At 58.0% G+C, this 14,659-nt stretch carries 13 protein-coding genes; 6 read left to right on the top strand and 7 right to left on the bottom strand.

The features are described 5' to 3' along the window. Nucleotides 1-102 precede the first annotated feature (102 nt). The 3 genes from LG281_RS03060 to LG281_RS03070 all read left to right on the top strand — a co-directional run bounded on the left by LG281_RS03060 (nucleotide 103) and on the right by LG281_RS03070 (nucleotide 3,001). The gene (locus tag LG281_RS03060) at nucleotides 103-2,067 is read left to right on the top strand and encodes a putative bifunctional diguanylate cyclase/phosphodiesterase (RefSeq protein WP_404404242.1); all 1,965 of its coding nucleotides are present in this window, start codon (nucleotides 103-105) and stop codon (nucleotides 2,065-2,067) included. Nucleotides 2,068-2,117: 50 nt separating this feature from the next. Further along, on the top strand, nucleotides 2,118-2,555 hold the full coding sequence (locus tag LG281_RS03065; protein ID WP_404404244.1) for an SRPBCC domain-containing protein: 438 nt from the start codon (nucleotides 2,118-2,120) through the stop codon (nucleotides 2,553-2,555). 77 nt (nucleotides 2,556-2,632) lie between these two features. Beyond that, a complete protein-coding gene (locus LG281_RS03070; RefSeq protein WP_404404246.1) occupies nucleotides 2,633-3,001 on the top strand; it encodes an ArsR/SmtB family transcription factor in 369 nt (122 codons plus the stop codon). A gap of 318 nt (nucleotides 3,002-3,319) precedes the next feature. Here LG281_RS03070 and cysN read toward each other — a convergent pair whose 3' ends face one another. The 3 genes from cysN to LG281_RS03085 form a co-directional block, all read right to left on the bottom strand. Further along, entirely contained in the window at nucleotides 3,320-5,212 is a 1,893-nt protein-coding gene (cysN, locus tag LG281_RS03075) for a sulfate adenylyltransferase subunit CysN (RefSeq protein WP_404404248.1), read from the bottom strand. Then, nucleotides 5,212-6,129 carry a sulfate adenylyltransferase subunit CysD gene (gene cysD / locus LG281_RS03080; RefSeq protein WP_404404250.1) on the bottom strand — a complete coding sequence of 306 codons (918 nt, stop codon included), beginning with the start codon at nucleotides 6,127-6,129 and terminating at the stop codon, nucleotides 5,212-5,214. The genes cysN and cysD overlap by 1 nt, the downstream gene beginning before the upstream one ends. A gap of 133 nt (nucleotides 6,130-6,262) precedes the next feature. After that, a complete protein-coding gene (locus LG281_RS03085; protein WP_404404254.1) occupies nucleotides 6,263-6,532 on the bottom strand; it encodes a hypothetical protein in 270 nt (89 codons plus the stop codon). A 153-nt stretch (nucleotides 6,533-6,685) separates the two neighbouring features. Between LG281_RS03085 and LG281_RS03090 the strand changes: the two genes are divergently transcribed. The 3 genes from LG281_RS03090 to LG281_RS03100 are packed head-to-tail and all read left to right on the top strand — an operon-like array spanning nucleotide 6,686 to nucleotide 9,916. After that, on the top strand, nucleotides 6,686-7,732 hold the full coding sequence (locus LG281_RS03090) for a cysteine synthase A (protein ID WP_404404256.1): 1,047 nt from the start codon (nucleotides 6,686-6,688) through the stop codon (nucleotides 7,730-7,732). 12 nt (nucleotides 7,733-7,744) lie between these two features. Further along, nucleotides 7,745-9,184: a cardiolipin synthase gene (cls, locus tag LG281_RS03095; RefSeq protein ID WP_404404258.1), complete on the top strand. Its 1,440-nt coding sequence runs from the start codon at nucleotides 7,745-7,747 to the stop codon at nucleotides 9,182-9,184. A gap of 12 nt (nucleotides 9,185-9,196) precedes the next feature. After that, the gene (locus LG281_RS03100; RefSeq protein WP_404404260.1) at nucleotides 9,197-9,916 is read left to right on the top strand and encodes an alanyl-tRNA editing protein; all 720 of its coding nucleotides are present in this window, start codon (nucleotides 9,197-9,199) and stop codon (nucleotides 9,914-9,916) included. A gap of 230 nt (nucleotides 9,917-10,146) precedes the next feature. On the opposite strand, the gene LG281_RS03105 is transcribed toward LG281_RS03100, so the two are convergent. The 4 genes from LG281_RS03105 to LG281_RS03120 all read right to left on the bottom strand — a co-directional run bounded on the left by LG281_RS03105 (nucleotide 10,147) and on the right by LG281_RS03120 (nucleotide 14,608). Continuing rightward, entirely contained in the window at nucleotides 10,147-11,268 is a 1,122-nt protein-coding gene (locus tag LG281_RS03105) for an amino acid ABC transporter substrate-binding protein (protein WP_404404262.1), read from the bottom strand. A gap of 189 nt (nucleotides 11,269-11,457) precedes the next feature. Then, nucleotides 11,458-12,252, bottom strand: coding sequence for an amino acid ABC transporter ATP-binding protein (locus LG281_RS03110; RefSeq protein WP_404404264.1), 795 nt, complete (start codon nucleotides 12,250-12,252; stop codon nucleotides 11,458-11,460). A gap of 6 nt (nucleotides 12,253-12,258) precedes the next feature. Next, the gene (locus tag LG281_RS03115; protein WP_404404266.1) at nucleotides 12,259-13,392 is read right to left on the bottom strand and encodes an amino acid ABC transporter permease; all 1,134 of its coding nucleotides are present in this window, start codon (nucleotides 13,390-13,392) and stop codon (nucleotides 12,259-12,261) included. Between the two features lie 10 nt (nucleotides 13,393-13,402). Further along, nucleotides 13,403-14,608, bottom strand: coding sequence for an amino acid ABC transporter permease (locus LG281_RS03120; protein WP_404404268.1), 1,206 nt, complete (start codon nucleotides 14,606-14,608; stop codon nucleotides 13,403-13,405). Nucleotides 14,609-14,659: the final 51 nt, after the last annotated feature.

A 14,659-nucleotide genomic window follows, 5' to 3' on the forward strand; every position in this document is an offset into this window, starting at 1 on the left:
AACAAACGTCGAGGCAGTGTTTCAGCGCGCCGGCGCGTTTTCATACAATCTTAAAGCTGTATCTTCGATCATCTCATTTCAACCTTGAAGCGGACGATCTGGATGCAGCTCGCACAGAAAGTGGCGGCACTGTTTTCCATCCCGGTGCATAATCGGGAGCTTATCGGCTCGCAAGCGCGAGCGTTTTCGCGACAAGTGCCGCTGCTCTATTTCATTCTGGTGATTAACACCGTCGCGTTGGCAAGCACGCATCTTGGTACCGCACCGGATTATCTCACCATCTGGATACCGATGGTTCTCTATGCTGGTGCGCTCTTCCGGCTGGCCAAATGGTGGCGCTTACGCAACCGGGCGTTGAGCTATCGCGAAACGGTCGAGATGCTCAGAGGGACGATCCGGTTCTCGTTCGTCCTGGGCGCGGGGTTCACGGGGTGGGCTCTCATGCTCTACCCTTATGGCGACGCTTATGCGCAAAGCTTTGTGCCGTTCTATATGGCGGTGACGGTCATATGCATCATCCTGTGCCTGATGCATATGCGTGCGGCGGCGCTTACGGTTACCCTAATCGTGATCCCGGCCTATACGCTGTTTTTCGGCCTGAGTGGCAATCCAGTCTTTGTCGCAATGGCGCTTAATGTATGCCTCGTGGCGGGCGGCATGATCTACATGCTACAGACCAATTATCGCGACTTCGCCAATCTGATCGAGACCCAGAAGGCCCTAGTCGTCAAGCAGGCGGAAACCCAGCGCCTTGTGGATGAGAACTTCAAGCTTGCGAACATAGACAGCCTGACCGATTTGCCGAATCGGCGCAGTTTTTTTGCATCTCTGGCGAGGCGCACCGATCGCGATGCCCATGCCGACAAGTTCGCGGTGGGCGTCATCGATCTCGACGGGTTTAAGCCGGTCAACGATCTATACGGGCACGCAGCCGGCGACCGGGTTTTGCTTGAGGTTGGCCGGCGCCTGAGTCGCCTTGCGAAGGAGGATATCCTTATCGCGCGCCTCGGGGGCGATGAGTTCGGCATCATTATGGATGGGGTCTCTTCGCCGGAGACAATCATAGGATTCGGGCGCGCGGTTTGCGACAGTCTCGCGGATCCTTATCGCCTGCCCGAAGGCACCGTACAGATTTCGGGGACGATCGGCTTTGCCATTACGCAAGGCGCAGATGACGCGCCGGCACATATTCTCGAGCGGGCGGATTGCGCTCTTTACCACGCAAAAGCCAACGCACGTGGCGAAGTTGTGATCTTTTCCAAGCATCACGAAGCGCAGATGCGGCGCGGCGGGATGATCGAACAGGCGCTGCGCAACGCCCACCTGGAAAAAGAAATCTCGCTCGTCTTCCAGCCTATCCATGACGTGCGTACGGAGCGGCCGGTCGCGTTTGAGGCGCTAGCGCGCTGGACGAGTCCGGCTCTGGACGTTGTCCCGCCGGATCAGTTCATTCCTGTGGCCGAGCGAACCGGGCTCATTTCCCCGCTCAGCACGCACTTATTGCACCGTGCGTTGAGCGTCATGACCGCATGGCCGGAAGACGTCTGGCTTTCATTCAATCTTTCGGCCTGCGACATCGCCTCGCCCGACGCTGTTGATCGATTGATGCGAGTCGTCGCAGAAAGCGGGATCTCTCCATCGCGCCTCGAACTCGAAATTACCGAAACCGCTGTCATGCGCGATTTCGATCAAGCTTGCACGGCGCTCGGTCAGTTGCGCGCGATGGGCATCCGGGTCGCGCTAGACGATTTCGGAACCGGTTATTCCAGCCTCTCGTATGTGCACCTGCTGCCACTCGATAAGATCAAAATCGACCGCAGTTTCATAGCCAGCATCGAATCCAACGAGACGAGCCGCAACATTGTAAAGTCTATCGTTGGCCTATGCCGAAACATCGGTGTCGATTGTATCGTTGAAGGGCTGGAAACTACAGGGCAACTTTCTGCCATCAGCGGGCTGGGCGTTTGGCTGGTCCAAGGGTATTTGTTTGCCAAGCCGATGTCGGGTGACGCTGTGCAAGGCTATATTACCGAACGTTCGAGGGCCGAGCGCATCGCTGGCGCTTGACCCGCCAGGACCTGAGGTTTACGAGCGAGGACCTGGAGGCAAGCCCGCTTATGGACCCGGAAACCGAAAACAGCATCACTCTCACGCGGACAATTGACGCGCCAGCCGAAGAGCTGTTTGCGGCATGGACGGACCCTGCCCTGCTCGAACAATGGCAAGCAGAAAAGGTGAGCTTCGAGCCATTCGAGGGCGGTGCGTTCCGGTTCGAGACTGTCGATACCGATGATCCTGAAATCGTGCACGTGGTGAGCGGTACGGTGCTCGTTTATGAGCCCGAAACCAAACTTGTCGAGCACTGGCACTATCAAGGCGAGAACGAAGATATCGAGCAGTCCGTGCTTACCGTCGTGTTTCAGGAGGTGGGCGACGGGCGGACGGAAATCATACTCACGGAAGAAGCCGAGGCACACAAAGATCCGGAGTCGCGGATCTTTTCCATCGAAGCATGGGACGCGGCGATTGGCGAACTTGCCGAGCTTCTGGAATAGAGAGCTTTCCACAGTAAAGCGTCGATCGGGTACAGCACCCGCTTGCCTTTGGACGGCGCTTATATAAATCGCATCTTATGGATGTTTTTGCTGTAATTGCCGACCCTACCCGCCGCGCCATGCTCGACATGATGCGCCAAGGCGAACACCCCGCAGGGGCTTTTGTCGCCGCATTCCCGAATGTAAGCCAGCCGGCAATCTCCCAGCATCTCAAAGTGCTGCGCGACGCGAACCTCGTACAGGTGCGCGCTGACAAACAGCGGCGTTTCTATGCACTCAAAACAGAAGGGCTAGCGGCCATTGCCGAATGGGTGAAACCTTACGGTTCATCCCCTGCCCCAACCGCTCAAGAACCGGCACGGGTGGAAAAGAGCAAGCCGAAGTCGGCCAAGGCGAAGCCCAAGCCGAAATTCGAGGCAGAGCTTACGCTCGACCTCTTCGGATAAAATTCTTCGCTAGTTGTTCTGCGCGGTGATTTTGACAGGTTGGCACCGTACCTGCCCCCCACCGCTGTCATTCCGGGGCTTGTCCCCGGAAACCAGCCACGCGCTGTCCAGCGCGTGAAAGGACTCGTCTTTGCGTTCAAACGAACCGGGTGATGATCATCACCCGGTTCGCACTCACAAAGTCCTGAGCACCTGGCACTGGCCCCCGGGGACAAGCCCCGGGGTGACACGGTGGCGGGGGAGGCGCAGCTTTGCCCTGAACCGGACACCAGTGGATTACGTCCGAAGACATGTTTTTTCTGGACTCGCTCTGGGCCTTTATCCGAAAATCCGAGCGTAGAGCGCTTCAGCCATCTGTTCGGGGCTCTCGTCAGCGCCGTGCAGGACAATATCGGCACGTTCGGGCGCCTCGAAGGGGCTGTCGATACCGGTGAAGTTCTTGATCTCACCCTGCCTTGCGCGCGCATAGAGCCCCTTGGGGTCACGCTGTTCGCAGACCGAGATCGGGGTGTCGACGTAGGCCTCGATGAAATCGATGTCGCCGGCGATCTCGCGAGCCATGCGGCGTTCGTTCTTGAACGGCGAGATGAACGAGACAAGCACGATGAGACCGGCGTCCGCCATCAGGCGCGCGACCTCGGCCACGCGGCGGATGTTTTCCACGCGCGCGGCGTCGGTGAAACCCAGATCCTTGTTGAGCCCGTGCCGAACATTGTCACCATCGAGGATATAAGCGTGCTTGCCTTCGGCGGTGATACGCTTTTCCAGAAGGTTGGCGACGGTGGACTTGCCTGAGCCGGATAGGCCGGTGAACCAAACAATGCGCGGCGTTTGCCCCTTCATCTGGGCACGGACATCGCGGTTTACGTCGAAAGACTGGTAGGAAAGGTTGTGCGCACGCCTCAATCCGAAGTCGATCGTACCGGCGCCCAGCGTCGTGTTGGCGATCCGGTCGATGAGGATAAAGCCGCCGGTCAAGCCGTTCTCGCCATAGGAATCGAAGGCGACGGGACGGTCCGTGGCGAGCGTCACGGTTCCGACTTCGTTAAGCTCAAGGCTCTTGGCCGCGCTTTTTTCCAGCGTGTTGACGTTGGTGCGGTGCTTGAGATCGGTGATCGTCGCGGGGACGAGCTGACTGCCGAGTTTCAAAAGGTAGGAGCGGCCCGGATAGGCCGGCTCTTCGGCCATCCATACGAGTTCGGCTTGGAACTGGTTGGAATAGTCGGGAGTCTGGCCGGAATGGCTCAACACGTCACCGCGGGAGATATCGATCTCGCGGTCGAGCACCAGCGTGACCGCCTGCCCCGCAACGGCGCAGTCGAGTTTACCGTCCATCGTGACGATCTCTTTGATTTTGGCCGGCTTTTTCGAGGCGGCGACGAGCACTTCATCGCCGACCTTGACGGTGCCGGAGGCCACAGTGCCCGAAAAACCGCGGAAGTCGAGATTTGGCCGGTTGACCCACTGAACCGGGAAGCGGAACGGCGTTTCGCTTGTGTCCTTGTCGACCTGGATGGTCTCAAGATAGGGCAATAGCGGGGTGTCCGCATACCACGGCGTGCGTGTCGAGTTGGCGACGATGTTGTCGCCCTTTAGAGCGGAAACGGGAATCGCCTGGAAGCTCTCGAAGCCGAGGTCCTTGGCGAAGGCCTTGTACTCGGCCTCTATAGCCTCGAAGGTCGCGCGGTCGTAGTTGACCAGATCGATCTTGTTGACCACGAGGACGACGTGCTTCACGCCGATCAACGAGAGAATAAAGCTGTGACGCTTGGTCTGAGTCAGGATGCCCTTTCGCGCATCGATGAGCAAAAGCGCCAAATCCGCGTTGGACGCACCAGTAGCCATATTGCGCGTGTACTGTTCATGGCCCGGGGTATCGGCGACGATGAATTTGCGCTTGTCGGTGGAAAAGAAACGGTAGGCGACGTCAATGGTGATTCCCTGCTCGCGCTCGGCGACAAGCCCGTCGACAAGCAGCGAGAAGTCGATGCCCTCGTCGCCGACATGCCGGTTATGACTTTCCTTCTTGAGGCTCGCGAGCTGGTCATCGAGGATCAACTGGCTGTCATAGAGCAGCCTGCCGATCAGCGTTGATTTCCCATCGTCTACGCTGCCGCAGGTCAAAAAGCGCAACAGCGACTTTTCGGTCTGCTGTGCGAGCCAGAGCGCGATATCGGTGTCAGGCGTCGCCTCCTGGGCCAACTGGGTCATCAGAAGTACCCTTCCTGTTTTTTCTTTTCCATTGAGCCAACCTGATCGCTGTCGATCAGCCGCCCTTCGCGTTCGGAGTTACGGGAAGCCTGCATTTCCATGATGATCTCGGGGAGCGTCGCGGCTTGCGAGGGAATGGCGCCTGTCAGAGGATAACAGCCGAGTGTCCGGAAACGCACGACCTCCTCGCGGGGTTCTTCGCCATCTTCGAAACGGAACCGGTCGTCGTCGACCATGATCAGCGTGCCGGAGCGGTCGACCACCGGACGTGGCCGCGCAAAATAGAGCGGTACGATCGGGATGTTTTCAGCGTATATGTAGGTCCAGATATCCAGCTCGGTCCAGTTCGAGAGCGGGAACACGCGCATCGACTCGCCGGGATTGAGCCGGGTGTTGAAAATCCGCCAGAGCTCGGGCCGCTGGTTCTTGGGGTCCCAGGCATGGTTGGCGTTGCGATGCGAGAAGATGCGCTCCTTGGCCCGGGACTTCTCCTCATCGCGCCGCGCGCCACCGATCGCCGCGTCGTATTGCCCGGCGCCGAGCGCCTGGCGCAGCGCCTGCGTCTTCATGATGTCGGTGTATCGGGCCGAACCCTGATCGAAGGGGTTGATGTTGTTGGCAACGCCCTCGGGATTGGTGTGCACCCTCAGTTCGAACCCGTATTCCTCCGCCATCCGATCGCGGAACGCGATCATTTCCTTGAACTTCCAGGTCGTATCAATGTGCAGCAAAGGGAACGGAATACGCGAGGGGTAGAACGCCTTGCGTGCAAGGTGCAGCAGGACGCTCGAATCCTTGCCAATCGAATACATCATCACGGGCCGCTCGAAACTCGCGGCAACCTCGCGGAAAATTTCGATGCTTTCCGCTTCAAGGCGTTGAAGGTGTGAAAGACGCGGGGCGACTGGAGCTGACATCACGTGTCCTGATTATGGCGTTGCTAAGCAGAAAGAGGAGATACGCTTCCCACCGGCCCGGAACAAGGCGGTTTTGGCAGGATTTAGCTGCCAAAAACGGCGCGATTTCGTCAGGCGGAAAAGGGCGGTCAACCTATTCCGCGCTAGCGAATTTCCACGCCAAGCGGTGCGGCGCGCCTGCATTTGGAGAGAAAAGTTTTTCAAGTCCGGCGCGGCGCTTATCCCGCATCGAACGCATTTCGCAGGAGACGGTTCCGCATCCGGTGGGGAAATGGTGCAGAAACATGCGCCTTAGGATACGATCAAGAATAGCCGCATCGCCTCGCTTGGTCTTTTCGTCCCTGGCGGCGGCGCGATCCGACGCAGCTATTCTTGATCGTGCCCTTACTTCAATCTTGAGCATGGACTTCTGCGCTTTTTCGAGAAAGCGGCATTGCGTTGCGCCATTTACCGTGGTCAGGAAATGCCTTGGCGTATGAACCGGTTATGGCTTGCCGCCCCGACTGGCCGACACTACTCTCTGGCAACCCACCACCAACAACAACACAGTCACGCCATGAACCGATATTCCGACATCACCGCTGCCATCGGCAATACGCCGCTGATCCGTCTCAACAAGGTTTCAGAGGCAACGGGATGCGAAATCTGGGGTAAAGCCGAGTTCCTCAACCCCGGACAATCGGTCAAGGACCGTGCGGCGCTCTATATCATTCGCGATGCGATTAAGCGCGGTGCACTCGGGCCGGGCGGTACAATCGTCGAAGGCACGGCGGGCAATACCGGGATCGGGCTCGCGCTCGTGGGCAATGCGATGGGTTTCAAGACCGTCATCGTTATCCCCGAAACGCAGAGCCAGGAGAAAAAGGATGCGATCCGGCTCGCGGGTGCGGAACTGATTGAAGTGCCGGCAAAGCCCTACCGGAATCCCAACAACTACGTGAAGGTCTCAGGCAGACTGGCGGAGAAGTTGGCGTCCGAACTCCCTGGCGGCGCGGTTTGGGCCAACCAGTTCGATAACGTCGCGAACCGGCAGGCGCATGTGGAAACGACCGGACCGGAGATTTTCGAACAGACCGAGGGCAATATCGATGGCTTCATCTGCGCGGTAGGTTCGGGCGGCACCCTGGGCGGTGTCGCGATCGCGCTCAAAGAGTGCAATAAGGACGTAGAGATCGGTATAGCCGATCCCGAGGGGGCGGCGCTTTATAGCTACTATACGACAGGCGAGTTGAAATCCTCGGGAACGTCCATCACCGAAGGTATCGGACAAGGCCGGATTACGGCCAATCTTGCAGACCTCAAGGTGGACCAAGCGTATCAGATTTCGGACAGGGACGCCTTGCCCTATATCTTCGATCTTATTGAGGAAGAAGGGTTGTGCCTCGGCGGTTCATCGGCCATCAATATCGCGGGCGCCGTTCAGATGGCGCGGGAGATGGGACCAGGCAAGACGATCGTCACGATGCTGTGCGACTATGGTAATCGCTACCAGTCGAAGCTTTTCAATCCCAGTTTCCTGCGCGGCAAGAACCTACCGGTGCCCGAATGGCTCGAAACGGCTCCGAGCGTCGACGTCGGCGCAGTCATGGAGCCAGCGGAATAAGATCGGGTAGTCGTGGATCTCGGGCGCGCGTTTCTTGATAATTTCAGCTTCATCGCGACGCTGTATATTGCCAATTACGGCCTCGCGCTGATTTGTGCGGTGCGCGAGATTATGAATTCGCGCACCTCTCAAGGTACGATCGCATGGCTCCTGTCGCTGGCGTTGCTGCCTTTCCCCACGACCTTTATCTACCTGATTTTCGGCTGGAAGCTCTTTGATGACTATGCCGAAACCCAGACGCATTCCGGCCGTGGCTGGCGGCCGGCGCGTTCGCAGGAGTTGCGGATCGTTGACCAGGGCACCGGAAGCGACTGGCCAACTTTGACCAATGTTGCCGAGTTACCCTTCCTCTTCGGCAATGCCGCGAACCTTCTGATCGACGGTGAGGAAACATTCGCTTCGATTTTCGACGGTATTGCTCGCGCCAAGGACTACATTCTCGTCCAGTTCTACATCATTCGCGACGACAGTCTGGGGCAGCGATTTGCGGATGCGCTGGTGGCGCGCGCGCAGGCTGGCGTCAAGGTATATGTACTTTACGACGATGCTGGCAGCTATCGGCTCCCCGAGCGGTACAAGCAGAGGCTGCGTGCCGCCGGTATCGACATCTTTTCCTTTAATCACCGGCATCCATTTTTGCGATTTTATGGACCCGCACGGATCAATTACCGAAATCATCGCAAGGTCGTGGTCGTCGACGGCAAGGAAGCCTGGATCGGCGGGCACAATGTGGGCAACGAATATCTGGGCCTCGATCCGAAATTTGGTCGCTGGCGCGACACGCATGTTCATGTCCGCGGACCGGCCGCGCTCGCGTGTGCCCTGGTGTTCATGGAGGATTGGCACTGGGCCACAGGAGCGGAATTGCCGTTACACTTCCCCAGGGACATCCCAACGCCCGGGAACGAGCCGATCCTCGTAATGCCCACCGGCCCGGCCGACACGCTCGAAGACTGCTCGATTGCGTTTTCAGAGGTGATATCGCGGGCGCGCAAGCGGCTTTGGATCGTGAGCCCCTATTTCGTTCCGGGGATCGAGATCCAGACCGCGCTTTTCGCCGCGGCGATGCGGGGGGTGGAGGTCCGTATCCTGCTACCTGAAAAGGCAGACCATATGCTCGTATGGCTGGCAAGCTATTCGCACGCCGACCAGATGGGCGCGCACGGGATCAAGGTCTATCGCTACGGGGGCGGCTTCCTTCACCAGAAGGTCATTCTGTGCGATGACGAAATCGCTGGCGTGGGAACCGTTAATTTCGACTATCGCTCATTCAACATCAATTTCGAAGTCACACTTTGGTTCACCGGCCCGGATATGATCCGAAACATCGCCGCTATGCTTGAGACAGACTTTGAGGAGTCGCTTCTGACCACGGAGCAGAATCTCCGCCAGCGCAATTTCTTCTTCCGCTTGGCGTGTCAGGGTGCGCGACTGTTGTCCCCTATCCTGTAAGCGAGCTTCACGATGACAGAGTTCCTTTTTCGAAACGACCCTTATGCCCGGAAAGCATCGGCGGTCGTCGTTTCGGCGACTCTTGAAACCGGCATTGTTCTCGACCGGACGATCTTTTATGCGACCTCCGGCGGGCAGCCGGGAGATACTGGAACGATGACCTTGCCCGACGGCTCGAGTCTCACAATTTCGGGCGCAGCTCATCCGAATGGAGACAAAACGCAAATCGCGCATCTGACGGACGGCGTCCTGCCTAAGCCTGGAGATACAGTCTTGCTGGCGCTCGATTGGGAGCGACGGCACAGGCTGATGCGGATGCACTCGGCTCTGCATCTTTTGTCGGTGGCATTGCCATTTCCTGTGACAGGAGGGTCGGTGGGGACTGACAAAGGGCGACTGGATTTCGACATGCACGACGTGCCGGAGAATCTTTCTGCAATCGAAAGCCAACTCAATGCATGGGTCGAGGAAGATCACCCGATTGCGGCCGAGTGGATCACCGACGACGCGCTCGCCGCCAATCCCGGAATGGTGAAGACCATGAAGGTAAAGCCCCCCATGGGCCAGGGCCGCGTGCGGCTGATCCGGATTGGTACGCCCGGGGCAACGATTGACCTCCAACCCTGCGGCGGGACGCATGTGGCATCCACCGGCGAGATTGGCCCGCTCAAGATTGGCAAGGTCGAGAAGAAGGGCCGGCAGAACAGGCGGGTCAGTTTGCTGTTGGGCTAACCTGCATTTCTCAAACTCCTTGCGCCCTGCGTCGGATTTTGGGGAGTCGCATAAGGGTGCGGAGCGAAAAAGCGTATTCAACATACGCTTTCTCGCGCCGTGCCCGGAGGCGGCCACCAAAATCCGGCGCAGGTTACCAGGAGTTTGAGAAATGCAGGTTAAATGTATTCGCGCGTCCCGCAAATACGAAAATCATAGATTCCGCCCGGCAGAAGCGATGTAGCAACCGTTCAATTAAACGGCGGAGCGAACATCAACCCGCCATTTGTCCAGAGCGCGTTCTGCCCTCTGAGCAACGGCGTACCTGTGTCGGGACCGAAATGACGCGCATAGATCTCGCCGTAATTGCCAACGGCACGGATCACATCCCGCATCCAGGTTTGCGATAACCCTAGCGGCGTTCCCAGATCGCCCTCAAGGCCGAGTAAGGAGCGGACAGCCGGAGAGCGTGCCGAAAGCATGGATTCGATATTGACCGATGTGACCCCGAGCTCTTCGGCGTTGATCGTCGCAAAGAGCGCCCAACGCACGATGGCGAGCCATTGCTTGTCATTGGAGCGCACGACTGGGCCATACGGTTCCTTGCTCAGACGCTCGGGTAAAATCCGGTGGGTACCCGGTTCGGGAAGCGTACGCCTTATGCCGTGGAGCCAGCTCGCCGAAGCGGAGATGGCGTCGCACTGCCCCGACCGATATGCGACGGCAAGGTCTTCGCGATCCTCATAGAGGATTTCGTCAAAACTGCCCTGAATATCGAAGAAGAATTCATTGACCCGCGCGAGGGCTTCGCCGCCCGACGCGACACAAACTGTAACGTCATCCAGTTCATAGGCCGAAACGACGCCGAGGCTATCGGGGACCATAAATGCCTGGCCGTCATAAAAGGATGTTGCGACATAACTCGCACCGTACGCCGTATCCCGCATCATTGTCCAAGGCGCGTTGCGCGCAAGCAGGTCCACTTCCCCAAGAGCGAGGTGGGCAAAACGGCTCGTTCCCGAAAGGGGGCGAAACTCGACGCGCGAGGGATCTCCGAAGACGGCGGCAGCAACGCCCCGGCAGATATCGACGTCGAAACCCGACCAGAGTCCCTCCGAGCTCACCTGTGCGAAACCGGCCATGGGTTGCGAGGTCGCGCAAATCAGATAACCGCGCGTGCGGACAGTTTCGAGCGTCGATATGGTAAACGGCGTGGCTGCGGCTTCCGTTTCGCCACCCACGCTCGCCTCTTGCGCCGCGGCCGGCAGCGCGATCGCCACAACTGCGTACAGCGCCGCAAGGTTTCCCGCCCGAATAAAACGGCGCGTACTCAACGACAGCACTTTCAATATATTCCAGCCCTTGGCCCGCATTTCTAACACTCCCTGCGCCCTGCGTCGGATTTCGGCGAGCCGGATGCGGGGTCGGTGCTCCCCTCCCTCGTTCGATGCCATATTCGCACGCCCCGGACTCGGGTCAAGGCGAGCAACCTCTTTCCAACAAAAGAGAGGCGGCGCACGTGGTCATACGCCGCCGCCTCAACACCATTATGGCCCGTGCCCCTAGTGCAGAATCTGGCTCAGGAACAACTTCGTACGCTCATGCTGCGGATTCGAGAAGAACGCTTCGGGTTCATTCTCTTCAATGATTTGTCCCTGATCCATGAAGATCACGCGATTGGCCACCTGACGCGCGAACCCCATTTCGTGGGTCACGCACAGCATGGTCATCCCGTCCTCGGCGAGTTGCACCATGACATCGAGAACTTCCTTGATCATCTCGGGATCGAGCGCGGAGGTTGGTTCATCGAAGAGCATGATCTTCGGGTTCATGCACAGCGATCGCGCGATCGCAACGCGTTGCTGCTGTCCGCCCGAAAGCTGGCCAGGGAACTTGTTGGCTTGTTCGGGAATCTTGACCCGCTCAAGATATTTCATCGCGGTTTCCTCGGCTTCGGCCTTGGGAATACCGCGAACCCAAATGGGCGCGAGCGTCAGGTTCTGCAGGATCGTGAGGTGCGGGAACAGATTGAAGTGCTGGAACACCATACCCACTTCGCGCCGGACTTCGTCAATGCGCTTGAGGTCGTTCGTCAGCTCGATGCCATCCACGATGATATCGCCGTCCTGGTGCTCTTCGAGCCGGTTGATACACCGGATCAGCGTGGATTTGCCCGACCCGGAGGGGCCGGCAATGACGATCCGCTCCCCACCCATCACCTTGAGATTGATGTCGCGCAGAACGTGGAAATCACCATACCACTTGTTCATGTGGTTGATTTCGACGGCGACATCCGTGTCCGACACGGTCATCCTGGAGCGATCGGCGTGCGGGACCGTTTCCATATCGGTTGACATGATCAATTACCTCTTATGTCCGGTGTGCAGCCGGTTTTCCATGTAGATTGAATAACGGGACATACTGAAGCAGAACACCCAGAAGATGAAGCCGGCGAAGATGTAGCCGGTCACCGCCATGGTTGGCGAAATCCAGTTCGGATCTGCACCCGCCGAACGGACAGCGCGCAGCAACTCGAAAATACCGATGATCGAGACGAGCGAAGTATCCTTGAATAGCGCGATGAAGGTGTTCACGATCCCTGGAATGACGTGCTTGAGCGCCTGCGGCAAAATGATGAAAACCATGGTTTTCACCTTGCTCAGTCCCAGGGCGTTGGCCGCTTCGTACTGTCCACGCGGTATTGCCTGCAGACCGCCGCGGACGACTTCGGCCATATAGGCGGATTCAAAGAAGATGATGCCGATGATGGCCCGCAATAGCGTGTCGGGGTTTACCCCGCGCGGCATGAACAGCGGAAACATCACCGAAGCCATGAACAGGACCGTGATCAACGGAACCGCGCGCCACAGCTCAATAAACGCCACGCTAAAGAGCTTGACCGCCGGCAGTTTCGACTGCCGCCCGAGGGCAAGAAGAATGCCGATGGGCAGAGATGCGATGATGCCGACAAATGCGATGATCAACGTCAGTGTCAGCCCGCCCCATTCCGCGGATGGGACATATCTCAGGCCAAGAATGCCGCCGGTCATCAGAATAAAACTTACGACCGGATAGACCAGGAAGAACAGAAATGCCGCGGTTCGCGTAAACGGCGCTCTGGGAAGCAGAAGCGGGATCAGAAGGACGATGCCCAACAGGAACATCGTGTTAACCCGCCAAATCTGATCGTCAGGATAAAAGCCGTATATGAAGAACTGAAAACGGGCCTTCACGAATATCCAACATGCACCGACATCTTCAACTCGGCACGCCGCGCCGCGTAGCTGTTCAGGGTCCGTAAAGACGGCACGGGCTACAAAGAAATCATAAAGAGGCGGGACGATCCAGGCGATGAAGGCAAACCCCAACAGGGTCATGGCCGTGTTGCCGGGTGAAGAAAACAGGTTGGCCCGCACCCAGGCGCCTATCCCGGTTGTCCGGCGTGGAGGCGGCAAAGCGTCCTGCATTTCGCTACGTACGAAAACGGAATGTGTCATCGTCCCCTCCTCACCGTTCCACCAACCGGACGCGCGCGTTGTACCAGTTCATAAACAATGAAGTGGCCAGCGAGAACGTCAGGTAGACCGCCATGGTCAGTGCGACGATTTCGATGGCACGCCCGCTCTGATTGAGCGCCGTACCCATGAACACATTGACCAGTTCGGGAAAGCCGATGGCCGCCCCGAGGGAGGAATTTTTTGTCAGGTTGAGATATTGGCTGGTAAGGGGCGGAATGATCACCCGCAGCGCCTGCGGGACGATGACCAACCGCATACGGTCGCCATCCTTGAGCCCAAGCGCCGAAGCGGCCTCGACCTGCCCGTAGTTGACTGACTGGATACCCGCACGCACGATCTCGGCAATGAATGCGCCCGTATAGATAATCAAGCCAAAGGTGAGCGCGGCCAACTCAGGCGGGATCGTAAAACCGCCGGCAAAATTGAACCCGCTGAGAACCGGGGGATCGATCCGCACCGGAGCGCCCGAAGCAAAGTAGCCCCCGATACTGATCACGGCAAAAATCGCCAGAACGGGTATCCAGACCGGACGCCGTTCGCCCGTTTCCTCGATCCGCTTGAGCGTTCTTTTGCGCCAGTAACCGGCAGCAACGATTGCTATAGCTACGGCTGCGACCACGATCAGAAATCGTGAATCGGTTACGAGCGCTGGTGCGAAAATACCGCGCTGGTTGAGAAACACGTCACCTGGCAGCGCAATGGACTGCCTGACCGCCGGAAGTGCATTGATGAGCAGGAAATACCAGAACAACAGCTGCAGAAGCAGCGGCACGTTGCGGACGATCTCTACATAAAGCATCGCCAGCGTACGGATGATAAAGTTCGGCGAAAGCCGCGCGATGCCCATTATGAAGCCAACGATCGTTGCAAAAACGATGCCGACGGCAGCGACCAACAGCGTATTGAGGATGCCGACCAGATAGACCTCGGCATAGCTCGAGGATCGGTCGTAAGGAATGAGCGAGAATTGAATCTGAAAACCGGCGGCCTGGTCCAAGAAACCGAAGCCAACAGTTTTGTTGAGCAACGCAAGATTGTAAGCGGCGTTGGACTGGAGCCACCAGAACAACAAGATAACTCCGCCGACAAGCAGAACCTGATAAACGATGCCCCGGAACGTCGGATTATAGATCAGTGACGAGGCTGCTGCATTGCGGCCGGGCCCGTCCGATCGTCTTTCTTTGACGTCTGTCATTGTGTCGTATGCCTTGTCGTGCCTTTACCCCTATTTGGGTTGACGGATAAC

This window comes from Pelagibacterium halotolerans, from assembly GCF_044811015.1.
Taxonomy (GTDB): domain Bacteria; phylum Pseudomonadota; class Alphaproteobacteria; order Rhizobiales; family Devosiaceae; genus Pelagibacterium; species Pelagibacterium halotolerans_A.